Source organism: Rhodoferax sp., assembly GCF_034520025.1.
Taxonomy (GTDB): Bacteria; Pseudomonadota; Gammaproteobacteria; order Burkholderiales; family Burkholderiaceae_C; genus Allorhodoferax.
On the sequence record NZ_JAXHNZ010000002.1, the window covers coordinates 298639 to 322925 of the forward strand.

General features: G+C 59.6%; 17 protein-coding genes and 1 tRNA gene. 7 read left to right on the top strand and 11 right to left on the bottom strand.

Features of this window, described 5'->3' with window-relative positions:
- The first annotated feature begins 5 nt into the window (after positions 1-5).
- The 3 genes from tilS to U5L73_RS09720 all read left to right on the top strand — a co-directional run bounded on the left by tilS (position 6) and on the right by U5L73_RS09720 (position 1696).
- On the top strand, positions 6-974 hold the full coding sequence (gene tilS / locus U5L73_RS09710) for a tRNA lysidine(34) synthetase TilS (protein ID WP_322562171.1): 969 nt from the start codon (positions 6-8) through the stop codon (positions 972-974).
- Positions 975-1078: 104 nt separating this feature from the next.
- Positions 1079-1171 (top strand) — tRNA-Ser (locus tag U5L73_RS09715).
- Positions 1172-1243: 72 nt separating this feature from the next.
- Complete coding sequence (locus U5L73_RS09720; RefSeq protein WP_322562172.1) at positions 1244-1696, top strand: HAD domain-containing protein; 453 nt, start codon at positions 1244-1246, stop codon at positions 1694-1696.
- Between the two features lie 51 nt (positions 1697-1747).
- Here U5L73_RS09720 and U5L73_RS09725 read toward each other — a convergent pair whose 3' ends face one another.
- From U5L73_RS09725 to U5L73_RS09745, 5 genes are all read right to left on the bottom strand, one after another.
- A complete protein-coding gene (locus U5L73_RS09725; protein ID WP_416221292.1) occupies positions 1748-2404 on the bottom strand; it encodes a glutaredoxin domain-containing protein in 657 nt (218 codons plus the stop codon).
- A gap of 42 nt (positions 2405-2446) precedes the next feature.
- The gene (locus tag U5L73_RS09730; RefSeq protein WP_322562173.1) at positions 2447-4504 is read right to left on the bottom strand and encodes a M3 family metallopeptidase; all 2058 of its coding nucleotides are present in this window, start codon (positions 4502-4504) and stop codon (positions 2447-2449) included.
- 51 nt (positions 4505-4555) lie between these two features.
- The gene (gene folD, locus U5L73_RS09735; protein ID WP_322562174.1) at positions 4556-5434 is read right to left on the bottom strand and encodes a bifunctional methylenetetrahydrofolate dehydrogenase/methenyltetrahydrofolate cyclohydrolase FolD; all 879 of its coding nucleotides are present in this window, start codon (positions 5432-5434) and stop codon (positions 4556-4558) included.
- A 70-nt stretch (positions 5435-5504) separates the two neighbouring features.
- The gene (locus U5L73_RS09740; protein ID WP_313875956.1) at positions 5505-6131 is read right to left on the bottom strand and encodes a response regulator transcription factor; all 627 of its coding nucleotides are present in this window, start codon (positions 6129-6131) and stop codon (positions 5505-5507) included.
- Positions 6132-6135: 4 nt separating this feature from the next.
- A complete protein-coding gene (locus U5L73_RS09745) occupies positions 6136-8679 on the bottom strand; it encodes a PAS domain S-box protein (protein ID WP_322562175.1) in 2544 nt (847 codons plus the stop codon).
- A gap of 164 nt (positions 8680-8843) precedes the next feature.
- Here U5L73_RS09745 and aceE point away from each other — a divergent pair, with 164 nt between their 5' ends.
- The 3 genes from aceE to lpdA are packed head-to-tail and all read left to right on the top strand — an operon-like array spanning position 8844 to position 15105.
- Positions 8844-11549 carry a pyruvate dehydrogenase (acetyl-transferring), homodimeric type gene (aceE, locus tag U5L73_RS09750; RefSeq protein WP_322562176.1) on the top strand — a complete coding sequence of 902 codons (2706 nt, stop codon included), beginning with the start codon at positions 8844-8846 and terminating at the stop codon, positions 11547-11549.
- A gap of 19 nt (positions 11550-11568) precedes the next feature.
- Positions 11569-13254, top strand: a complete 1686-nt coding sequence (gene aceF, locus U5L73_RS09755) for a dihydrolipoyllysine-residue acetyltransferase (protein ID WP_322562177.1) — start codon at positions 11569-11571, stop codon at positions 13252-13254.
- Positions 13255-13269: 15 nt separating this feature from the next.
- Entirely contained in the window at positions 13270-15105 is a 1836-nt protein-coding gene (lpdA, locus tag U5L73_RS09760) for a dihydrolipoyl dehydrogenase (RefSeq protein ID WP_322562178.1), read from the top strand.
- Positions 15106-15244: 139 nt separating this feature from the next.
- On the opposite strand, the gene U5L73_RS09765 is transcribed toward lpdA, so the two are convergent.
- The gene (locus U5L73_RS09765) at positions 15245-17137 is read right to left on the bottom strand and encodes a lipase family protein (RefSeq protein WP_322562179.1); all 1893 of its coding nucleotides are present in this window, start codon (positions 17135-17137) and stop codon (positions 15245-15247) included.
- 228 nt (positions 17138-17365) lie between these two features.
- Here U5L73_RS09765 and U5L73_RS09770 point away from each other — a divergent pair, with 228 nt between their 5' ends.
- Complete coding sequence (locus U5L73_RS09770; protein ID WP_322562180.1) at positions 17366-18286, top strand: DMT family transporter; 921 nt, start codon at positions 17366-17368, stop codon at positions 18284-18286.
- A gap of 15 nt (positions 18287-18301) precedes the next feature.
- Here U5L73_RS09770 and U5L73_RS09775 read toward each other — a convergent pair whose 3' ends face one another.
- The 5 genes from U5L73_RS09775 to U5L73_RS09795 are packed head-to-tail and all read right to left on the bottom strand — an operon-like array spanning position 18302 to position 24233.
- Complete coding sequence (locus tag U5L73_RS09775; protein WP_322562181.1) at positions 18302-19303, bottom strand: tripartite tricarboxylate transporter substrate binding protein; 1002 nt, start codon at positions 19301-19303, stop codon at positions 18302-18304.
- 37 nt (positions 19304-19340) lie between these two features.
- Complete coding sequence (locus U5L73_RS09780) at positions 19341-20582, bottom strand: CoA transferase (RefSeq protein ID WP_322563485.1); 1242 nt, start codon at positions 20580-20582, stop codon at positions 19341-19343.
- Between the two features lie 42 nt (positions 20583-20624).
- A complete protein-coding gene (locus U5L73_RS09785; RefSeq protein WP_322562182.1) occupies positions 20625-21782 on the bottom strand; it encodes an acyl-CoA dehydrogenase family protein in 1158 nt (385 codons plus the stop codon).
- 23 nt (positions 21783-21805) lie between these two features.
- A complete protein-coding gene (locus tag U5L73_RS09790; RefSeq protein WP_322562183.1) occupies positions 21806-23014 on the bottom strand; it encodes an acyl-CoA dehydrogenase family protein in 1209 nt (402 codons plus the stop codon).
- A 22-nt stretch (positions 23015-23036) separates the two neighbouring features.
- Positions 23037-24233: an acetyl-CoA C-acyltransferase gene (locus U5L73_RS09795; protein WP_322562184.1), complete on the bottom strand. Its 1197-nt coding sequence runs from the start codon at positions 24231-24233 to the stop codon at positions 23037-23039.
- Positions 24234-24287 lie beyond the last annotated feature (54 nt).

Genomic DNA, 24287 nt, shown 5'->3' on the forward strand with positions numbered 1-24287 from the left:
GTTGCATGACACAGTCTCTTGAACACGCAATGCGGGCCTTCGGGCCCGCATTGCCTTTGGGGGTAGCCTACAGTGGCGGCGCAGATTCCACCGCGCTTCTGTTGGCATGTGTAGCGCGGTGGCCGGGGCAGGTGGTCGCAATTCATGTGAACCATGGTCTGCAATCTGCTGCACAAGGGTTTGAACAGCATTGCCAAGAAACCTGCGCGCGCTTGGCGGTGCCTTTGCACATTGCGAAGGTGGAGGCCCAACCGGCACCAGGTCAAAGTCCTGAAAACGCTGCCCGCATCGCCCGGTATAAGGCTTTTGAGTCTCTAGCCGGCACCAGGATTGCGGGAGATGCTATTCAATCGATAGCACTGGCCCAACATGCGGATGACCAGGTCGAGACCATGCTGCTGGCGCTGAGCCGCGGGGCGGGCATGGCAGGCCTTAGTGGAATGCCGGCACACTGGCAGCGTGGCGGTTTGCATTTTCACAGGCCGCTGCTTCAGGTTGCCGGCAAGACATTGCGTGAGTGGTTGGCGCAGCAAGGCGAGTCATTTGTAGACGACCCCACCAACGCGGATGTCCGTTACACCCGCAACCACATCCGGGCCCAAGTGATGCCGGCACTGGAAGCGGTGTTTCCGCAGTTTCGCGATACCTTCACCCGCAGTGCGCGACACGCTGCGCAAGCGAACACGCTTTTGGAGGAGCTGGCATCTGAAGACTGGAGCCAGATTGCGCACGCCGAGATGCAATTGCCGCTGATCCGGCCTCTGCAAGCCATATCTGTTGCGCGCCAAGCCAATGTCATTCGCCATTGGCTTAAAACGCTGTATGGCGAGATACCGCAAGCGGCGCAGCTATCCGAGCTGTTGCGGCAGCTCAAGGCCTGTACCACCCGAGGCCATCGCATTCATTTGAAGGTCGGCTCCGGCCATGTACAGCGGCGGGGAAGTATGTTGGTCTGGTTGAAAGAGCGTGAATAGGTGCTTGTGCGCCGATGAAATGTGGCTCTGAGGCAAGCTTTTGTGATGAAGGTACGCGAGTTTGGAAAAAAGCGCCCAGACTCATGCGATAATTTCGATTGCTAGGAAACGTGACCGAGTGGCCGAAGGTGCTCCCCTGCTAAGGGAGTATGGGGTGTAGAGCCTCATCGAGGGTTCGAATCCCTCCGTTTCCGCCAAAAATGAAAAAAGCCCATGTAAACCATGGGCTTTTTTTTGCCCGAAATTCCGGATGGCAGGAGGTATTCACCATGCGCATTATTTTTCTGGACTTCGATGGCGTACTCCACAAAGCGACAGAGATCGTCGATTGGCCGACCTCCGGGCTCAGCCTGAGTGAGTTTTCAGAACGGTTGCAGCTCTTTTATTGGGTGCCGCATCTAGCCGGGCTCTTGGAAACGCACCCTGAGGTGCAAGTCATCATCCACTCCACCTGGCGCAAGCAGTGCTCTGTGGAGCAAATGCAGGCCCTGTTGGGCCCGCTTGGCCCCCGTGTATTGGGAATGACCCACCGTGGGTTGCTGCGGGTGGAGTCGATTGCTGACGCCATCAAACGCCACGATATTCAGGACTACCTGATCCTGGACGATGATGCAGCCGCCTTTCCCGAGGACACGTCCGGTTTAGTCCTGTGCGACCCTCTCGCCGGTGTTTCAGATCCTCACACTTTGGCGCGCATCAAAGCCTGGTTGAAACGCGCATAGCGCTTCTCCGGCAGCGATGCCGGCACTCAGCCGGGGTTTTGCCGGCTACTTTTAAAAGGTGATGCCTGCCGGGTTGGAGGGCGAGGGCGCCGTTGGTCTCGGCGCTATTTCCGGCTCCACGGGAGGCCTGGCTGCTTCTGGTGCCTTCGCTGGTGCCGCTTTTTGAATGCTCACCAGCGGCGTCGCTGCGGGGTACCGGTAGGTCTGGGGCAGGATCGAGTCTTTCGGATAGCCCGCAGCATCCAGATATTGAACCCATTCCGCGTCTGAATAGCCTTTGAGTTTTTGTCCACCGATGGTGGCAAACGGCAACGTGGATTCACCTGAGAGCCGTTGCAACGCCTCGTTGTCTTCCGCGTTGGAGACGGTCTTTTCGTTGAAGGGAACACCGCGGGACTTCAGCAAGGTGCGGCCGGAGTCGCAAGGAGCGCATTGTGCTGACGTGTACAACGTGACGGGGAATTTGGCCACGATCTGGCGCAGCTCATAAGGCAGGCCTGCGGTGCCAGACGCTCCCGCCGTATTGGCTGCTTGAACGTTTGCACCGCCAGCTGCTTGTGCTGCGCTAGGTGGCTTGTCGGAGAAAGTCACCTTGCCATCCGGCCCCACAATTTTGTATACCCCCTGTGCTTGTGCCAGTCCGGTTAAGGACACGGCGATCAATCCGATGGCGATGGTGGTTCGAGTCTGCATGATCGTATTGGGCATCAAAAGGTGTAAAAAACTAAAAAGGCAACAGGGGAGCGGCGTTTACTGTACGGACATTCCTTGGTGCCGCAACAGCGCATCGATGGACGGCTCACGCCCCCGAAATGCTTTGAAGGACTCCATCGCCGGGCGACTTCCACCGGCTTCCAGGATCGCGGTGCGGTAGCGTTCGCCGGTTTTGGGGTCGGCTGTTCCATCCTCCGCAGCGGTTTCCTCGAAAGCCGCATAGGCATCTGCGCTGAGCACTTCCGCCCACTTGTAACTGTAATAACCCGCAGCGTATCCGCCCGCGAAGATGTGACTGAATGTGTGCGCCGAGCGGCTCCAGCTCGGGGAATGCAGCACGGCGACTTCGGCGCGCACCTGCTGCAGCAAGGGCATGATGTCGTCGCCGGGCGTGTGCTGCGAGTGCAGCAGCATGTCGAACAATGCGAACTCAATCTGGCGCAAGGTCTGCATGCCGCTTTGGTAGTTTTTGGCGGCCAGCATCTTGTCAAACAATGCACGGGGCAAGGGTTCGCCAGTGTCGACGTGGGCAGTCATGTGCTGGAGCACATTCCATTCCCAGCAGAAGTTTTCCATGAACTGGCTGGGCAGTTCCACTGCATCCCACTCGACCCCGCTTATGCCCGACACATCGCGTTCGTTCACCTGGGTGAGCATGTGGTGCAGTCCATGGCCGAACTCGTGGAACAGGGTGGTCACGTCGTCATGTGACAGCAAAGCTGGCTTTTTGACACCATTCACCTCCACACCATCGGCAAAGTTGCAGACCAGGTGGGCTACCGGGGTTTGCAGGGTGCCGGTGTCCGGGCGCAGCCAACGGGTGCGTACATCGTCCATCCAGGCGCCACCGCGCTTGCCGCTGCGGGCGGTCGGGTCCAGGTAAAACTGGCCGATTAGGCTGCGGCCTTGTGGGCCGACGCGCTCCATGCGGTAGAACTGGACGCCGGGATTCCACACCGGTGCGGTGTCGGGGCTGATTCCTACATCGAACAGGGTCTCGATGATTTTGAACAAGCCTGCCAGCACTTTGGGGGCGGTGAAGTACTGTTTGACCTCTTGCTCGCTGAAGGCGTAACGGGCTTCTTTGAGTTTTTCTGAGATGTAGGGCCAGTCCCAGGGTTGCGGGTCGCTCAGTTGCAACTCGTCTTTCGCAAAGGCGCGCAGGTCGGCGACATCCTTTTCGGCGAACGGACGGGCCTTTCGGGCCAAGTCACGCAGAAACTGAATCACGGTTTCGGGGGAGTCGGCCATCTTGGGCACTACGGACAGCGTGGCGAAGTCGGGGTAGCCCAACAGCTGGGCCTCTTCTTTGCGCAGAGCCAGGATGCCATTGATCACGTCCGTGTTGTCGAACTTGCGGAACTCCTCGGCCGCTTCCTGGGACGCACGGGTTGCATAGGCCCGGTACAGCATGCCCCGCAGTGCGCTGCTGGTCGCAAACTGCATGACCGGCAGGTAGCACGGCATTTTGAGCGTGAGTTTGTAGCCCTCTTTCCCATCGGCTTCTGCGGCACTGCGCGCGGCCTGCACCACATCGGCCGGTACACCGTCCAGCTCTGCCAGGCTGGCGTAGTAGCTGAAGGCGTCGGTGGCATCGAGGGTGTTCTCGCTGAACTTCTGGCCCAGTTCTGCCTGCTTTTCCTGGATTTCGGCGAATCGTTCGCGCGCCGCGCCTTGCAGGTCCGCACCACCCAGTACAAAGTTGCGCACCGCGTTTTTGTGGGCCTGCAGTTGCTCCGGGTTCAAGGTGGTTTTGTCAATCGCCTTGTACTTGGCAAACAGGCGCTCGTCTGCGCCCAAACGCGTCCAGAACTCGGTCACTTTGGGTAACGCCTCGTTGTAAGCAGCCCGCAGTTCAGGGCTGTCTGCGACGCTGTTGAGGTGGCTCACGGCGCCCCAAGACAAACCCAGGCGCTCGGTAGCGACATCGAGCACTGATGCGATAGCTTTCCACTCGGCAGGAAAGTCGTCTGCAGTCACCTGCTGCAACGCTGCGTCGGCCTGTGCCAGCAGCGCATCCACCGCAGGGCCGACTTCCGCCGGGGCGATGCGGTCAAAGAGGGGCAGGGGTGCGTTTTGGAGCAGTGAATTCATGGTGCCAGAGTGTGTGAGGTGAATACGGGGTCAGATACGGGCGAGGGCAGATTAAACAAGCCCCCGTGCGGCCGCATCCCGCTCGGCCGACTCCATGGTGTTGACCAGCAGCATGGTGATGGTCATCGGGCCGACGCCGCCGGGCACCGGGGTGATATGACTGGCTACGGTGCTCACGCCGATAAAGTCCACATCGCCACAGAGCTTGCCTTCGTCATTGCGGTTCATGCCGACATCGATCACCACCGCGCCTGGTTTGACCATATCTGCGGTCAAGACATTGCGCTTGCCCACGGCAGCCACCACCACGTCGGCCTGCAGAGTCATGGCTTTGAGGTCGGGTGTAGCACTGTGGCAAATGGTGACGGTCGCATTTTTTTGCAGCAGCATCATGGCCATGGGCTTGCCCACGATATTGGAGCGACCGATAACTACTGCATGCTTGCCGCGCAGGTCGTAGCCGATGCTTTCGAGCATCTTCATGCAGCCATAGGGCGTGCAAGGCCAGAAACCGGGCTGACCGACCATTAAGGCGCCAGCGCTGGCGATGTGGAAACCGTCCACATCTTTGGCGGGAGCGATCGACTCGATGACTTTGTTGGCGTCGATATGGGCAGGTAGTGGCAGCTGCACCAGAATGCCGTGAATGGCGGGGTCGTTGTTCAGGGCTTCGACCCGGGCCAGCAACTCGGCCTCGGTCATGGTGGCCTCGTATTTTTCGAGGACCGAGTGCAAGCCTGCGTCGGAACAGGCCTTGACTTTGTTACGCACATAGACGTGGGAGGCCGGGTTGTCACCGACCAGCACTACGGCCAGACCGGGCGTGAGCCCTTTGGCTTTGAGCGCTTCGGTGCGGCGCGCGACATCCGCGCGGAGTTGAGCGGCAAGGGCATTGCCATCGATGATTTGGGCGGTGTGGGAGGTGGTCATTCCGGATCTTGAAGTAAAAACGCCCGCAGCGGAGGCAGAGCGGGCGCGAATAGCTATGAAAGTGATAGCGTCAAGTTTTGGGGGCGTTTTGGCCGAGCGCGATTTTCAGCAGATCGGCCACGGTGTTGGCGCTGAGCTTTTCCATGATGTTGGCGCGGTGCGCCTCCACAGTCTTGATGCTGATGCCTAGGTCATCGGCGATTTGCTTGTTCAAGCGACCCGCCACAATGCGCTCCAGCACTTGGCTCTCCCGCAAGGTGAGTTTGGCGAGCAGGGCATCGCGGTTCACCGCCAGCTGGTAGTCGGCAAAGGTGTCTTTGGCGTGTTCGAGCATGCGCTCAACCAGGCCCACCAGCTGCTCTTCATTGAAAGGCTTCTGGATAAAGTCCATGGCGCCTTTTTTCATGCTGTCGACGGCCATGGGCACGTCTCCGTGGCCAGTAATGAACACGATAGGCAGAGGCGACTTGGTCTCAATCAAGCGGGTTTGCAGCTCCAGCCCGGTCATGCCGCCCATCCGGATGTCGACAATCAGGCAGGCGACTTCGCGCGCGTCGTAGCGGCTCAAGAAAGATTCTGCGGAGTCGAAGCAACGTACCCGGTACCCCTTGCCCTCCAGCAACCATTGCAGCGAATCGCGCACTGCTTCGTCATCATCGACTACGTAAACCGTTCCTTTTTTAGGGATCAAGCTCATTCGGTTATCCGAGGTTGGGTTGGGAGGGCGGCTCCGAGAAAGTCAGCGTGCCGTTGTCGTTCAAGGGCACCCAGAAAGAGAATCTGCAGCCCACAACGTCAGGGCCATTGTAGATGTTCTCCGCCGTCATTCGGCCCAGGTGCGACTCCACGATCGAGCGGCACAAAGACAGCCCGATCCCCATGCCATCGGCCTTTGTGGAGTAGAAGGCTTCGTACAGGCGGGCCATGACTTCCGGCGCCAAGCCCTTGCCGGTGTCCTGGACCGAAAACTCGACGACGGGCTTGCCTTCTATACGCTTAGGCCCGACTCGTAACTCCACAATCCGATCCGATGTCTGGCGCAAGGCCGAGTCAATCGACTCGGCCGCGTTGCGCAGCAGGTTGACCAGCACTTGCTCAATCAAAATCGGGTCCACCATCACCATGGGGATGCGGGCTGCGACATAGGGGTTGAGCCGCACGTTAAATCGACGCAACTCAATTTCAGCCAGCTCCACAGCCTCTGCCACCATGGTGGAGACCTCAGACAGGGTGCGGTTGGGCTCGCTGCGTTTCACAAAGCTGCGGATGCGCTGAATGATCTGTCCGGCGCGCTGGGCTTGCTTGGCCGTCTTTTCAAGGGCGACCAACAGATCCGGCTCCGAGATCCGTTTGTCTTTGATGCGGGAGACCATCCCGTTGCAGTAGTTGTTGATCGCGGTGAGTGGTTGGTTGAGCTCGTGGGCCACGCTGGAGGCCATCTCTCCCATGGTAATCAGGCGGCTCGCGGTTTGCGCCCGTTCAGTCTGGATGGCGGCTTGCTCTTCGGCCAAGCGACGGGTGGTGATGTCGGTGGCAATCACCATTTGGGCAAGGCGGCCATCGACCCAGCTCAGGTAGCGGGTGCGTACCTCCAGCCATTTCCCGAGTGCGGTGATAAAAATCTCGGCGCTTTCGGAGTCGCTGTCTTGCAGGGTGGTGGTGGGCAGGCCCGCAAAAGAGTCCACGCTGTCGTCGGAGTCGTGATTGGTTGGGCTGCTTGGCATGCCAGCCTCTGCAACTAGTTGCAAGTGGCCGCCTGCCTGCACGCCAAACCACTGGCGGTACAGCTTGTTGGCAAACAGCAGCTCATCACTGCCCAAGGGGGCGACCGAGATGGACGCGTCTAGGGCTTCCAGCACCGTGGTGAACCGCTGGTGCGAGGCGGTAAGTTGCTCGCGCACCCGGTTGGGCTCGGTGATGTCGGTCATCGATGTCACCCAGCCGGTCTGGGTGCCAATGGCATCAATGAGCGGCGATACGTAAAGCCGGGCGTCGAACAGGCTACCGTCTTTGCGCTTTACGCGGACTTGAATGCCGCCTGGGGTGGCGTTGCCAGTCAACTCTTCCTCCAGTCGGGCGGCTACATGTTCACGTTCGCTGTCAGGCCAATAAGGAAAAGGAGCGGTGCGACCCACAAGGTCCGATTCAGTCCAGCCCGTCATCTGGCAGAAGGCGGCATTCACATAGGTGATGCGCCCTTGCAGGTCCATGGCGCGCATACCGGTGAGCATCGAGTTCTCCATGGCTCGGCGGAAATTGGTTTCGGACATAAGCGCCTGCTGTGCCTGCAAGCGTCGGCGGGTGTGGCGCCAGTTGGCGATCAACATCCATGCCGTCAACACACTGAGTGCACTCACCAGCCAGAAAAGTCCGCTGCCGATGACGCCCAACGAAGCGCGGTAGGCCTGCGCCCGGATGACCAGGCCGGACCCGACGGGCGAGACCGGCATGGAGTACTCGTTGCTCGGCGCAGCCCATGGCAGGAACCGGCTGACCAGCTTGCGGGTAGGGATGCTGGTTCCGGCCAAGAGGCGACCGCTGGAGTCTTGGAGCGAAATCGCATAGCGGGCCGATACCTCAGATGGAACCCCGTAGCGGTACAGGCCATCGACCGAATATTCGGTGATCAACACGCCGGAGAAGCGATTTTTCGCGCTCAGCGGAATCAGCAATTGCAGCAGAGGGCCTTCATCTTTGTTCTGGGGCGGCTGGATATACAACAACTGGTTGAGCTGGCGGGCGAGTATGTATCCGGCGTCGCGGTCTTCTTTCGCGAGCACATCGCCCGGCATTTGATAAGGGCCCGACGAGTTAGCCCCCATACCCAGGCTGGCACGGGTGCGCTTGCGGTCGTCCACCCAGGCGAGTGCTTGAACTTCCGGGTATTGGTCGACCAGGTTGGATGCGCGGGATTTGAATTCCGAAACATCCAGCTCTCCGTTACTGATTTCTTGCGCGATGCGGCTGATTTGTTCTTGTCGCTCCAGGAGTCGCAGGCGCAAGCGCTGCTGGGTGTATTCGACATCGCGTTGAACGGCTTCTTGCTCGCGGTCCATCTCTTCGAGCCGCAGGTAGCCCAAGGCGGCCACGATGGCCGCAAAAAACAGCATCACAGCGGCCAGGGGGGCCAGCATGGCGACCCGGTCTTGGCGGTGGGGCGTCAACCGGTGCCACCAGCGTTTGGCGCCATCTACCGTCGGGATGCTGAGCGGTTTGGGTAAGGAAATCACTTTGGAAAAAGGCATTTCCTGAGTGTAGGGGAGGGGGCTGGTGTGACACGTAAGTAAGTGCTGCAAAGCAGCATAAATATTTCAATATGTGAAACGCATAGGCATGATTTGAAATCATGGCGTAAATATGCGAAACTAGACAACTCGCACTAAATTACGCCAAGCATTAGGAGGCATCGATGGCAGCAGTTCCCCAGAATCCTTTGGGCGTGTCCGATATGGACAGCCAGGAAACCCGCGAATGGATGGATGCGCTCAGCGCTGTCATCGAGGCCGAGGGCCCTGAGCGCGCGCACTTCCTGCTGGAGCAACTGCTCGAGCACGCTCGCCAGAAAAGCATCGACATGCCTTTCTCGGCCACCACCGGTTATGTGAATACCATCGAGCCCCAGGACGAAGAGCGCTCCCCCGGCAACCTCGAAATCGAGGAGCGCCTGCGCGCCTATATGCGCTGGAACGCCATGGCCATGGTCGTAAAGGCCAACCGCCACAACCCCGCAGATGGCGGGGATTTGGGTGGTCACATCGGCTCTTTTGCCTCGCTGGCCAGCCTGTTTGGCGCCGGCTTCAACCACTTCTGGCACGCTGAAAGCGAAAACCACGGCGGCGACTGCCTCTACATTCAGGGCCACGTGTCCCCCGGCGTGTATGCCCGCGCCTACCTCGAAGGCCGCTTGACGGAAGAGCAGCTGCTCAACTTCCGCCAGGAAGTGGATGGCAAGGGTCTGTCGAGCTATCCGCACCCCAAGTTGATGCCCGAGTTCTGGCAGTTCCCTACCGTGTCTATGGGCCTGGGCCCCTTGATGGCGATCTACCAAGCCCGTTTTCTGAAATACCTGCACGCTCGCGGCATTGCCAATACCGAAAACCGCAAGGTCTGGGTGTTCTGCGGCGACGGCGAGATGGACGAAGTGGAGTCTTTGGGCGCGATTGGCCTGGCGGCCCGCGAAGGCTTGGATAACTTGGTGTTCGTGATCAACTGCAACTTGCAACGCTTGGACGGCCCGGTGCGTGGCAACGGCAAGATCGTGCAAGAACTTGAAGGCGAGTTCCGCGGTGCCGGCTGGAACGTGATCAAGCTCTTGTGGGGCTCCGGCTGGGATGCCTTGTTGGCACGCGACAAGGACGGCGCGCTCAAGAAGATCATGATGGAAACCCTGGACGGCGATTACCAGGCCATGAAGGCCAACGATGGCGCCTACGTCCGCAAGCATTTCTTCGGCAAAGACCCCCGCACCCTGGAGATGGTCTCCAAGATGTCCGACGAAGAAATCTTCGATCTGCGCCGTGGCGGCCATGACTCCAAGAAGGTGTACGCAGCCTTCCACAAGGCCGTGAACCACAAGGGCGAGCCCACTGTTTTGTTGATCAAGACCGTCAAGGGCTTTGGTATGGGCAAGGCCGGTGAAGGCAAGAACACCGTTCACCAGACCAAGAAGCTGACCGACGAAGACATCAAGGCCTTCCGCGACCGCTTCAACATCCCCGTGCCGGACAGCGAGTTGCCCAAGGTGCCGTTCTACAAGCCTGCAGACGACACCCCTGAAATGAAGTACCTGCACGAGCGCCGCAAGGCCTTGGGTGGCTACTTGCCGCACCGCCGCACCAAGGCGGACGAGAGCTTCACCGTGCCTTCACTCGAAGTGTTTAAGGCCGTCATGGAGCCCACCGCCGAAGGCCGTGAGATCTCGACGACCCAAGCCTATGTGCGTTTCCTGACCCAGTTGTTGCGCGACCAGGCCTTGGGCCCACGCGTGGTGCCGATTCTGGTGGACGAGGCCCGTACCTTCGGTATGGAAGGCTTGTTCCGCCAAGTGGGTATCTACAACCCCGCAGGCCAGCAGTACACCCCGGTCGACAAAGACCAGGTCATGTACTACAAGGAAGACAAGGCTGGCCAGATTTTGCAAGAAGGCATTAACGAAGCCGGCGGCATGAGCAGCTGGATCGCTGCAGCCACCAGCTACTCCACCAGCAACCGCATCATGGTGCCGTTCTACGTGTACTACTCGATGTTCGGCTTCCAGCGTATCGGCGACCTGGCCTGGGCGGCTGGCGACATGCAAGCGCGTGGCTTTTTGTTGGGCGGCACCTCCGGCCGTACCACCCTGAACGGTGAAGGCTTGCAGCACGAAGACGGCCACAGCCATATCATGGCCGGCACCATTCCGAATTGCATTTCTTACGACCCGACCTTCGCCCACGAAGTCGGCGTGATCCTGCACCACGGCTTGAAGCGCATGGTCGAGAAGCAAGACAACGTCTTCTACTACCTGACCCTGTTGAACGAAAACTACCCCATGCCCGGCCTGCAGCCCGGCACGGAAGAGCAGATCATCAAGGGCATGTACCAGTGCAAGGCAGGCCCTGAGCTGGCCAAGGCACCTCGCGTGCAGTTGCTGGGCTCCGGCACCATCCTGCGCGAAAGCATTGCTGCGCAAGAGCTGCTGGAGAAAGACTGGGGCATCGGCGCTGACGTGTGGAGCTGCCCAAGCTTTAACGAACTGACCCGCGATGGCCAGGACGCTGACCGCTGGAACCTGCTGCACCCGCTGGAAACTCCACGTGTGCCTTTCGTGGCCGAGCAGCTGAACAAGTCCACCGGCCCAGTGGTGGCATCCACCGACTACATGAAAGCGTACGCCGAGCAAATCCGTCCGTTCGTGCCGAAGGGCCGGACCTACAAGGTGCTGGGCACAGACGGCTTCGGGCGCTCCGACTTCCGCAGCAAGCTGCGCGAACACTTCGAGGTGAACCGCCACTACATCGTGGTTGCCGCCCTGAAGGCCCTGAGCGAAGACGGCACCGTGCCCGTGGCCAAGGTGGCAGAAGCCATCGCCAAGTACGGCATCAACACCGACAAGGTCAACCCCCTGTACGCCTAAGAACTCCGGAGACAACAACATGGCATTGGTAGAAGTAAAAGTCCCGGATATCGGTGACTTCGACGAAGTCGCAGTCATCGAACTGCTGGTCAAAGTGGGCGACACCGTGAAGGTGGAGCAAAGCCTGATTACCGTGGAGAGCGACAAAGCCTCCATGGAGATTCCTTCCAGCACCGCCGGTGTGGTGAAGGAAATCAAGATTGCGCTGGGCGACAAGGTCAAGCAAGGCTCCGTGGTCGTCATGGTGGAAGCCGCTGGTGCTGCTGCAGCACCCGCTGCAGAGCCAAAAGCGGCTCCAGCGCTCGCGGTGTCTGCGCCGGCAGCTCCTGTTTCTGTAGCGGCAGCCCCGGTTGCTGCGCCTGCAGCCTCCGGCCCCGTGAATGTGTTTGTGCCGGATATCGGCGACTTCAAAGACGTGGCCGTCATCGAACTGCTGGTCAAGGTTGGCGACACCGTGAAGGTGGAGCAGAGCCTGATCACTGTCGAGTCGGACAAGGCTTCCATGGAGATTCCTTCCAGCACCGCTGGTGTGGTGAAGGAAATCAAGGTCAAGCTGGGCGACACCGTGAACATCGGTGACTTGGTGGTGATTCTGGAAGGTGTGGCTACTGCTGCTCCGGCTCCTGTGGCGGCGCCGGCTGCTGCAGCGCCCGTAGCAGCGGCTGCGGCACCCGCTCCGGTAGCTGCTGCTGTTGCAGCGCCTGCTGCTGTGGCGGTGCCCGCGCATGCGCCCGGTGGCACCACCCTCGGTTTGCCCCATGCATCCCCATCCGTGCGTAAGTTCGCCCGCGAGCTGGGCGTGCCCCTGAACGAAGTCAAGGGTTCCGGCCTCAAGGGCCGTATCACCGAGGCGGACGTGCAAGGCTTCACTCGTTCTGTGATGAGCGGTGCGGTGCAAACGCTGGCCATTGCCGCGCAAGCCAAGGCTTCCGGCAGCAACGACGGTGCAGGCTTGGGCTTAATCCCATGGCCCAAGGTGGACTTTGCCAAGTTCGGCCCGATCGAACGCAAGGAAATGTCCCGCATCAAGAAGATCAGCGGTGCCAACCTGTTGCGCAACGCGGTCATGATTCCGGCCGTCACCAACCACGACGACGCCGACATCACCGACCTCGAAGCCTTCCGTGTCTCGACCAACCTGGAGACCGAAAAGTCGGCAAAAGCTGGAAATAACGCAAGCGTTAAGGTCACCATGCTGGCTTTCCTGATCAAGGCCTGCGTGGCTGCGCTCAAGAAGTTCCCTGAGTTCAACAGCTCGCTGGACGGCGATGCTCTGATCTACAAGCAGTACTACCACATCGGTTTTGCGGCCGACACGCCTAACGGCTTGGTGGTGCCTGTGATCAAGGACGCCGACAAGAAAGGCATCTTCCAGATCAGCCAGGAAATGGGTGAGCTGGCCAAGAAGGCCCGTGACGGCAAGCTCGGCCCAGCCGACATGAGTGGCGCAACCTTCACCATCTCCTCATTGGGTGGCATTGGTGGCCGTTATTTCACGCCCATCATCAACGCCCCTGAAGTCGCCATACTGGGCGTCTGCAAGAGCGAGATGGAACCCGTGTGGGACGGCAAGGCCTTCCAGCCACGCCTGATGCTGCCCTTGTCGCTGACCTGGGACCACCGCGTGATCGACGGCGCTGCGGCTGCCCGCTTCAACGTGTACCTGGGCCAGATCCTGGGTGACTTCCGCCGCGTGCTGCTTTAAGACAGGAACCTGAATATGGCAATCGTAGAAATCAAGGTTCCCGATATTGGTGACTTCGACGAAGTCGCTGTCATCGAACTGCTGGTCAAAGTCGGCGACACCATCAAGCCTGAGCAAAGCCTGATCACCGTGGAGTCCGACAAGGCCTCCATGGAGATCCCGGCCAGCCACGGTGGTGTAGTGACCGAACTCAAGGTCAAAATCGGCGACAAGGTCAAGCAGGGTTCTGTGGTCGTGATGCTCGAAGCTGCTGGTGCAGCTTCTGAAGCAAAACCGGCTGCGGCGCCCGCCACATTTGCGCAAGCAGCTCCTGTTTCTGTAGCGGCCCCCACGGGTCCGGCCCCAGTGGCTAGCAGCTTCGGCGGCAGTGCAGATATGGAGTGCGACGTGGTCGTCATCGGTGGCGGGCCCGGCGGCTATTCGGCAGCGTTCCGTGCTGCGGATTTGGGCCTCAAGGTCATTGTGGTCGAGCGTTACGCCACCCTAGGCGGCGTGTGCTTGAACGTGGGTTGCATTCCCTCCAAGGCATTGCTGCACGTGGCAGCCGTCATGGACGAAGTCAGCCACATGGCGGACCTGGGTGTGGACTTCGGCGCGCCCGTGGTCAACATTGACAAGCTGCGCGGCCACAAGGAAAAGGTCATCGGCAAGCTGACTGGTGGCTTGGCGGCCATGGCCAAAATGCGCAAGGTGACCACCGTGCGCGGTTACGCCAATTTCGTAGGTGCCAACCACCTCGAAGTGGAAGAAACCAGCGGCACAGCGCAAGAGAAGACCGGCAGCAAGAAAATTATCGCTTTTAAGCGCGCCATCATCGCAGCCGGTTCGCAAGCCGTGCGCCTGCCTTTCATGCCCAGCGACCCGCGCGTGGTCGATTCCACCGGCGCCTTGGAGCTCAAAGAAGTGCCCAAGCGCATGTTGATTTTGGGTGGCGGCATCATTGGCTTGGAGATGGGCACCGTCTACAGCACGCTGGGCGCACGCCTGGACGTGGTGGAAATGATGGACGGCCTGATGCAAGGTGCCGACCGCGACTTGGTCAAGATCTGGCAAAAGATGAACGCCAAGCGATTCGACAACATCATGCTCAAGACCAAGACCGTGTCCGCACGCGCCTTGCCTGAAGGCATTGAAGTGACGTTTGCGCCGGCGGAAGAGGGCGGCACCGCCCCCGCACCGCAGGTGTACGACCTGGTGCTGCAAGCCGTGGGCCGCACGCCCAACGGCAAGAAGATCAGCGCCGAGAAAGCCGGTGTGGCGGTGACCGACCGTGGCTTCATCAACGTCGATATCCAGATGCGTACCAACGTGCCGCACATCTTCGCCATCGGCGACATCGTGGGCCAGCCCATGCTGGCGCACAAGGCGGTGCATGAGGCGCACGTGGCGGCTGAAGTGATCGCCGGTGAACTGCAAGGCAACAAGGAATTGGCTGCGGCTGCGTTCAACGCCCGTGTCATCCCCAGCGTGGCCTACACTGACCCCGAAGTGGCATGGGTCGGTCTAACCGAAGACCAGGCCAAGGCGCAGGGCATTAAGGTCAAGAAGGGCCTGTTCCCCTGGACGGCATCGGGCCGCGCCATTGCCAACGGCCGCGACGAAGGCGTTACCAAACTGCTGTTTGATGACTCTCCGGAAGCGCACGGCCACGGCAAAATCCTGGGCGGCGGCATGGTCGGCACGCATGCGGGCGACATGATCGGCGAGATTGCACTTGCTATCGAGATGGGCGCAGACGCAGTGGACATCGGCAAGACCATCCACCCGCACCCCACGCTGGGCGAAAGCATCGGTATGGCGGCGGAGATTGCGCATGGCAGCTGCACGGATGTGCCGCCGCAGAAGAAGTAAGTTCGCTGCTCAAGAACGCTATAAATTCAGTAGCTAGCCACGCAGATCCCATCAGGACTGCGCGGTTTTTCTTGATAGTCTTCTTATGAAAAAGGCAGCCTCACAGGCTGCCTATTCGAATGAAAATCGTCAGATACTTTTACAGTTTTGTAGTTGCATCAAAAACGGCTTTGGCTTGGGCATGGCAGAACGGGGGCTCGTAGGTGCCGTGGTAGTTGCCGTAATAGGTTGTAGGTGATGTTTCCAAAACCTTGCCATAGACTGATTTGATGAACGGATCTACGTCTACGGAACTTACATTGCTTAGGCTACGTGTGTCAAAGTCGGCTTTCATCACCAATTGATGTATTGCGGGCGGAACTGTGGGGTCTCCAGATCCACCACAGAGCAAAAGCTTGGATTTGGGGCTCCAGCCCAAAAGATCATTTTTCTTGCCCGCCAAATAGAGTGGGCTGTTGTCGTTTGTTCGGCTGTCGGTGATGAACGCTGCTTGAAACAGCGCGTCGCGGGCTTGGTCAGGCGTTTCGCCCAAAGCGCCTGGAAGTTTGCCGCCGGTAACTAAGGTGGTGTAGTTCAACGTAGCGCTTGGCAACAAATTTTCGATACCTGTTGCGTAGGCCGGCTTAAAGGCCGAATTAACGTCGGTGTAAATGTCGCCGTATACCTTTTGCCAAGCAGTGACTAAGTAGGTAACAAAAAACTGATACCCCGCGATGGCATTGGGCAGCTTGAACGAGCCTGACAAGTTGTACGGTCCAGCCAAGTGAGCGCCTGCAACAACCGAAATCTCGTTTGCGTTGTCACGTTCGATGGCGCGGTGCGCTGCCATGGAAGCGTGTCCGCCCTGTGAGTAGCCAGTCAACATCACCTTACCCGAGAGATTTGCGCTCACCTTGGTAGCGGCGTTTCGCGCAGCGCGGATGGAGTCAATGACCGCGCTGGCTTCAGAGTCAGCATGGAGGTAAGGGTGATAAGAGTAGTCGGAGTCTGCAAATCCGAGATAGTCGGTTGCAACTACAGCATAGCCGTTGGCTGCGTACATGGCAGTGAGCAGAAATGTCTCGGGGTCTTCAGGATTTGCCAACGTCCGCGTTTTTTGTACGTCGGTACCCTTTGCATATGCGACCAAACCTGCGGCTGTAGTGCACGTCCCGGTGGGCGCCAGCATGACCGCGGAAGAGCTAGCTGCCTCGCCCGCCACCCCTACGGTTTTGTATTTCAGCTTGATGACCTTGACGTCACATTTCGCTAATCCAGTCAAAGCCTGCAAGCCATTTCCAGCAGTCAAGGCGTCGATGGAACTGGCCGTCAATGTGGCGAGCGTCGTGGGTTCACCAATTAACTTGCCCCGGTCTAGCGTGGCCTCCAGTGTTCCCCCTGTAGCTGCACCGACACGTAGATCATCGTAAGACTTTCCAGCCGCCTCGAGCGAAGCTTTCAATTTGTCCAAGATGACGTCATCGGCGTCGCCCACTTTGAAGACCCCAGTGAGAATATCGCCTGCTGGGGCACTTCCCGCTAGGGCTGTGACTTGTGTCTTTGCGTAGGTCTTAGCTGCAGCTAATCCAGTCTGAATCTTGCTGCCTGTTGCAGCGCTGAAAGATTCCATGGCATCGCTCGGACGTCCACCGAATGCTCTGGCAACCACAATGTCGGTGAGCGGCGTCACGTTGGTGCGACCGGAGGCACTTGCAAAGCTGTGCAACGTGGTGGAGCCTTTTGTGACCCGAATGAGGCATGGTGCGGTCCGATCGCCAAGCTTCAGATCGAACATTCCGTTCGCATCGGTTGTTCCCGTGATCGTGCTACCGGTGGTGCACTTGGCATTGATTGCGGCATTCGCCATAGCGGCACCGGTAGCTGCCAGGCCGGTGATCGATGCAGTATCTCCGCTACTGCCTCCGCCACAAGCTACGAGCGTGCTCAGGACTGCAGAGCTCACTGCAATACGTTTGAAATTGGACATGGTTCTGGCTCCAAGTTTTGTTAAATAGAACGGGCGTTCTTTTTTTTGGATATTAGAAATATCCATGCTCCTTGGGCATACGGAGAAACCCGTCATGTGTCACATGGGTTACCGATGTGCCTATGTTCCACTGACAGGGACGCTGCGACAGTTGCCAAAAAATCGGGGGGCGAGGAGAGGTGGCGTTGCACAACGTCAAGTTTTCAAATTGAACTTTGTATGTTGCCGAGGGGAGCAAAGACTTTCGCCTCCGATACGGGACAATGAACCCAGTTTGAATTTGCGTGTCCCCCTATGCTTTTTTTCACCCGTTCACGAAATGTTTTCCTGCTTGCAGGCCTGTGTTGCCTGCTGTGGGGTAGCGCCTATCCGGCTATCAAGCAGGGCTACGCTTTATTGGAGATCAGTCGCAGCGACTTGGCTGCCCAGATTCTGTTTGCGGGCTATCGGTTCGTAGGGGCTGGCGCTTTGCTCCTGATGTTCGCCAAGCTCACTGGCAAGGACGTGCGATTGCAGCGCGCTCAGGTGGGTGAAATGGCTGCACTGGGGGTGTTCCAAACCACACTGCAGTACATCTTTTTCTACATCGGCATTGCCAACACCACCGGGGTGAAAGCGTCCATTCTCAACACCTCCGGCGTGTTTTTCAGTGTGCTGCTGGCGCATTTTTTGTACCACAACGACACCCTGACATGGCGCAAGATATCAGGTTGCGTGCTGGGCCTCGCAGGGGTGCTGGCGGTGAACGTGGGTGGGTTGCTGGGCGATGCCCATCCGACCGACACAGGTTTCTCCTGGCTGGGAGAAGGCTTTGTGGTGCTGGCTGCGCTGGTGTTGTCGTCCGCATCCCTGTATGGAAAGCGGCTTTCACAACACATGGACTCAGTGGTCATGACAGGCTACCAACTCGGTATCGGCGGGGTGGTGCTGGTAGGCATAGGGTGGGGCGCCGGGGGCCATATCAGTGGCTTTTCGTGGCCAGCGGGCGTGCTGCTGGCTTACATGGCACTGTTGTCGGCAGTGGCTTTTGCGCTCTGGGGCGTGCTACTCAAATACAACCGCGTGAGCACGGTGGCTTTGTACAGCTTCCTGGTGCCGGTGTTTGGTGCAGGCCTATCCGCACTCTTTTTGGGCGAGTCACTTCTGGAGTGGAAGTACCTCGCCGCTTTGGTGTTGGTGAGCCTTGGCATCTACCGCGTTACCCAAGAGGCCTGAGCACCACCATCGAAATCACTCCAGGGTGGCGCCAGACACCTTGACCACGCGCTCCCACACCGGTGCGTCTTTTTTGAACTGAGCGTTGAACTGTTCGGGGCTGCTGCCGACGGGAATAAAACCCATCTGCAAGATGCGGTCACGCACATCGGGCAGCGCCAGGATGGCTTGCACCTCTGTGCCCAAGCGGGCCACCACCTCGGGTGGTGTTTTGGCCGGCGCGCTCATGCCCAACCAGCCGGTGACCTGAAACACCTCGTCCTTGATGCCTTGCTCGGCCATGGTGCTGACTTTGGGCAGCGCGTCCATGCGCTGGCCGCCGGTCACTGCCAGCGCTTTGAGCTTGCCTGAGTCGATATAGGGGCGGGCAGACTGCAGGCTGGCAAAAGCCATTTGAAACTGGCCACCCACCAAATCTTGCAGCATGGGGGCCTCGCCCTTGTAGGGCACATGGTTCATGTCCGCCTTGAGCTTGTCAGACAGCCAAGCACCGGCGAGGTGAGAGTAAGAGCCCATGCCCCATGACCCGTACGCCACCTTGTTTTTGTTTTTCTCAATGTAGGCCAACAACTCGGGTGCGTTGGACACCTGAAGCTGCGGATTCACCAGCAACACGACCGGGGCCAGAGCGATTTGCGTGATCAGGGCTTGGTCTTTTTGTGGGTTGTAGGGCAGTTTTTCGTACAGGTACTGGTTGATGAGCATGGTGGTGCCCAGTGACAGCAGCAGGGTGTGGCCGTCTGCAGGGGCTTTGAGTGCCGCATCGGTGCCGGTAACGCCGCCGGCCCCGCCACGGTTGTCCACCAGGACTGGTTGACCCAAGCGGGCTGACAGCTTTTCGCCGATTGCACGGGCCGTGATGTCAGTGGCACCACCGGCTGCGTAGGGCACGATCAGTTTGATGGGTTTACTGGGCCAGCTTTGGGCCATAGCGGTACCCGCGTGCCCGAGAGTAGCAAGTGCTGTTGCGGCCGCCAGGGCGGTGACCAGTGTGCGGCGTGGGATGAGTGTTGTCATGTCTACGTCTCCTCGTTGTGGTTTGGGTGAAAGGGTTTTATTCGGGTAGCGTCAGCACGCCCCGGGCGCGCAGCGCCTCCAGTTGGGCGTCGGTCATGTGTAGCAGTTGCGTCAGCACCTCGCGTGTGCCTTCGCCCAGGGTGGGCGGCGCATTGCGGATCGGCAGGCGCTGACCGTCCAGCCGGTAGGGCGGTGCAAATACTTGGGTGGTACCTGCCACAGGGTGCGGCATGTTTTGCACCAGCCCGCCACGTTGGGTGCGCTCGCTGGTGAGCGCTTCGTGCAAGCCAGCCACTTTGCCGCAGGGGATGCCTTGGGCCATCAAGCGCTCCAACAGCACCTCGCGTGGGAACTGGCAGATCAGGTCGGTGAGCAGGGGAGCCAAAGCCACCCGGTTGCGGGCACGCTCCACGTTGGTGGCAAAGCGGTGGTCTTCGACGATGTCAGGCCGCATCACCACCTGGCGGCAGAACTTGTCAAATTGGTTGTTGTTGCCCACTGCAATGATCAACGGGCCGTCGGCCGCCTCAAACATGCCATAGGGCATGATGGACGGGTGGGCATTGCCATAGCGGGCGGGGTCTTTGCCCAAGATCAGGGCGTCCAGGCCGTAATAGCCGGTGACCATCACGCCGCAGTCGTAGAGCGCCATCTCGATCAGCTGGCCTTTGTGGGTGCGCTCACGGCGAAACAGTGCGGCCAGCACGGCCTGTGCAGCGTACATACCAGTCATCATGTCTACCACTGCCACACCGAATTTCAGTGGCGGCATGCCGGCGTCGCCATTTAAAGCCATCAAGCCGGCCTCGCCTTGAATAACGAGGTCGTATCCCGGGCGCTTGGCCTCAGGACCGCTGGTGTCGTAGCCCGCGATGGCGCAGTAGATCAGGTCGGGCTTGATGGCCTTGAGTTGCTCAAAGCCCAGACCCAGCTTTTCGGCGCCACCGGTCTTGAAGTTGTGGATAACCACATCGAACTGCGGCAGCATCTCCCGGACGATGCTGATGGCCTCGGGGCTTTGCAGGTCCAGGGTGATGGACCGCTTGTTGCGGTTCATTCCGTTGTAGTACGTGGTCTCGGTTTTGCCAATGCGAATGCCCCAGTCCCGGGTGTCGTCCCCGCGACCGGGGTGCTCCACCTTGATCACTTCGGCGCCAAAGTCAGCCAACACCTGGCCGCATAGTGGCCCTGCAAATACGCGTGAGAGGTCCAGCACCCGCACGCCGCTTAAGGGTAGGTCGGGCGGGGTGGTGTCGGGTTGGGGTGGAGTGGGTTCCATGTCATGGCGTTTCAATAGGGTGTGAGTCATGGTCGTTATGGCTCAAACGCAGGCAGCTGCCTGCCCTAGAGCGATAAAGCGGGCCAGGTGGTGGTCTTCGTCGCCAAACTGGTGGTCAATCATCACCAGGCGCTTGGCATAGTGCGCCAGTGGCAGCTCCCAGGTCATGCCGATGCCGCCATGCATCTGGATGCTTTCTTCCGCCACCAGCGTGCCGATACGGCCTACGCTGTACTTCGCGGCAGACAAGGCTCGCTCCCGTGTTGTGCGATCGGTGTTGTCTACTGCAGCTGCGGCGTTGATCACCGCCGAGCGAGCTTGCTCCACTTCCAGCAGCAAGTCGGCCATGCGGTGCTGCAGCGCTTGGAAGCTGCCGATCGGCACCCCAAACTGTTTGCGGGTGCGCAGGTATTCCAGCGTCTGGTCTTTGGCCATGTCCATGGCGCCCAGGCTTTCTGCTGCCAGCGCCAAAAGCGCGTAGCCGTTGATGTGCTCCAGTACAGCTAAGCCTTGGCCCTGTGTGCCGAGCAGGGCGTTGGCATCTACCGCCACGTTCGTAAAGGTGAGCTCTGCAGTATGGCCGCCGTCGATGCGGCCATTCCCACGCCGGCTCAAACCCGGAGCATCGCCCGGGATAAGGAATAAGCTGATGCCGTCGGCGTCCAGCGGTTGGCCCGCGGTGCGGGCCGACACCAATAGCAGGTTGGCCGCATCGCCCATGGGTACCACCGCCTTGCGGCCATTCAGCACCCAGCCAGTGGCTGATGGAGCGACTGCCTGTGTTGCGCTCACGGTGACATGGCTTAGCTCGTAATGGCTGCCGGGCTCCTCGTGTGCCAGTGCCGCAACGCTTGTGCCCGCCATGATGGATTCCAGAGTGGCCCGCTGCGCGTCGGTGCCCGCTGCGATCAGCGCTTGCCCGACTACCAGCGCGCCTAGCAAAGGCTCTACCGCTAAGTTGCGACCCAGGCATTCGAATACCACGCTCACATCAAAACCGGTGCCGCCAAAGCCACCTGCATCCTCCGGAAACAGCGCGCCGATGGTGCCCAACTCCGCCAAGGCCGCATAGACCTCCCGGGAAAAGCCAAGCGCGCTGCCAGCGCTCTGGTGGCGGCGCTCGATCGCATTTTTTTCAGAGAGGAAGCGATTCAGCGAATCCGCCAGCATGCGGCGGTCTTCGGTGTGTTGGAAGTTCATGGGTGCGTCCCTTTTGCCAAGGCTCAAAAGCCCAAAATCATCTTGGAGATGATGTTTTTCTGGATTTCGTTGGAGCCACCGAAGATCGACAGCTTGCGGTAGTTGAAGTAGTGGGCCGCTGCGGTCGCGGCCTCGGGTTCCCCTGGTGGTGTCTCTGCATACCCGGCGTACTGCGCTTCTTCTTCAAACGGAATGGCATAGGGCCCCATGGCACGGCGGATGAGCGACAGGATTTCTTGCCGGATCTCGGTGCCGCGGATTTTGAGCATGGAGCTCTCCGCCCCGGGCGCACTGCCGCTGGCGGCAGCGGCTATGACCCGCAGATTGGTGGTCTTCATATTCTCAAGATCGATGTCTACACGGGCTATACGGGCTGCGAACAGCGGGTCTTGGTCGAGGGGTTTACCGTTTTTCAAGACCCGCGCGGCAATCACTTTGAGCTTGGCCAGCGCCGCAATACAAAAGCCCACGCCGGCAATACCGGTGCGCTCATAGGTGAGCAGGTATTTGGCGTAAGTCCACCCCTTGTTTTCTTCACCGACCAAGTTTTCGGCGGGCACTTTCACGTTGGTGAAAAACACCTCGTTCACCTCGCAGTCGCCATCCAGCGTCCGGATAGGGCGCAAATCCACACCCGGTGAATTCATGTCCATCAGCAAGAAGCTGATACCCGATTGGGCTTTTGCCTCGCGGTCGGTGCGCACCAGGCAAAAAATCATGTTGGCGTGCTGGCCTTGGGTGGTCCAGGTCTTCTGACCGTTGACAATGTAGTGGTCGCCGCCAGGGTCGGTGACCCTGACTGCAGTGGTCTTGACCGACGCCAGGTCTGAGCCTGCGCCGGGTTCGGAGTACCCCTGGCACCACCAGTCTTCGCCGCTCAGGATGCGCGGCAGCCAGTGCGCTTTTTGCTGCGCATTGGCATATTTGATGAGCACCGGACCCAGCATGTTTACGCCAAACGGCACAATGCGCGGGCCACCCGCCAGTGCACATTCGGTGTCGAAAATAAACTTCTGCACGGTGCTCCAGCCGGGGCCGCCATAGGCCTCGGGCCAGTGGTTGGCTAACCAGCCGCGGCTGTTGAGGATGGCGTGCCATTCTTGCTGGTCGGCTTTGCTCAGGCGTTGGCCAGCTTTCACCTTGTTGGCAATGCGGGAGGGCAATTGGTCTTTGAGGAAGGCCCGCACATCATCGCGATAGGCTTGCTCTTTGGGGGTGAATTGGAGATCCATATCGATGCTTCGGTAAGCCCGCTCAGAAAATTTCAAACAGTCCGGCAGCACCCATGCCACCGGCGATACACATCGTCACTACTCCCCACTTGACGCGCTGACCCTCTGCGTTACGGCGGCGGCCTTCCAGCAAGATGTGGCCCGCCAGCCGCGCACCGGTCATGCCAAAGGGGTGACCGATGGCGATCGCACCGCCGTTCACGTTCAGACGGTCGGCCGGGATACCCAGGGTTTGCTGGCAGTAAATGGCTTGTGAGGCAAATGCCTCGTTCAGCTCCCACAGGTCGATGTCGTCCACCGTCAGGCCGTGGCGCTTGAGCAGTTTGGGCACGGCAAAGACCGGTCCGATACCCATTTCATCCGGCTCGCAACCCGCAATAGCCATGCCACGGAAGGCGCCTAGCGCTTGCAGCCCCAGGCGCTCGGCCTCTCCCGCCTCCATCAGCACGCAGGCGCTGGCACCGTCAGACAGTTGCGAGGCATTACCGGCGGTAATGAACTGGTCCGCCCCTTTCACAGGCGCCAGTTTGGCCAAGGATTCGTAGGTGGTGCCCGCGCGGTTGCAGGTGTCCCGGTCGACCGTAGCCTCGCGTTGGCTTACCGTGCCGGTGTCTTTGTCCGTGACTGCCATGGTGGTGGTGATGGAGACAATTTCATCGGCATACCGCCCGGCGGCTTGCGCCTGGGCTACTTTGCGCTGGCTTTCGACCGAGAAACGGTCTTGCGCTTCGCGGCTGATGTGGTAGCGGCGGGCCACTATATCGGCGGTGTCGATCATTTCCATGTAGAGCGCGGGTTTATACTCCTGGATCCACGGGTCCAAGCCGCTTTGACCGTCCTGGCGCGAGCGAATGCCTGAAATACTCTCCACACCACCGGCAATCATGGCCGGCGCTCCGTCCACCACGATGCGCCCGGCAGCGATGGCAATGGCTTGCAAGCCTGATGCGCAGAACCGGTTCACGGTGGTGCCGCCGATGGACAAGGGGAGTTGCGAGCGGATGATGGCCTGGCGAGCCACATTGCGCCCGGTGATGCCCTCGGGGTAGCCGCAGCCCAAAATGGCATCCTCGATCAGCGTAGGGTCAATGCCTGCGCGGTCGACCGCAGCACGCATCGCAAAGCTGGCTAGCGTGGGGCCCGGCGTAATGTTGAGTTCGCCACGGTGCGATTTGGTCAATGGCGTGCGAGCGGTCGAGACGATAACGGCCTGGCGCATAAAAAGGGCTTCCTTAGGTTGCGGTGTGGTGTTGCGTGGGGTTTGCTACCTGCC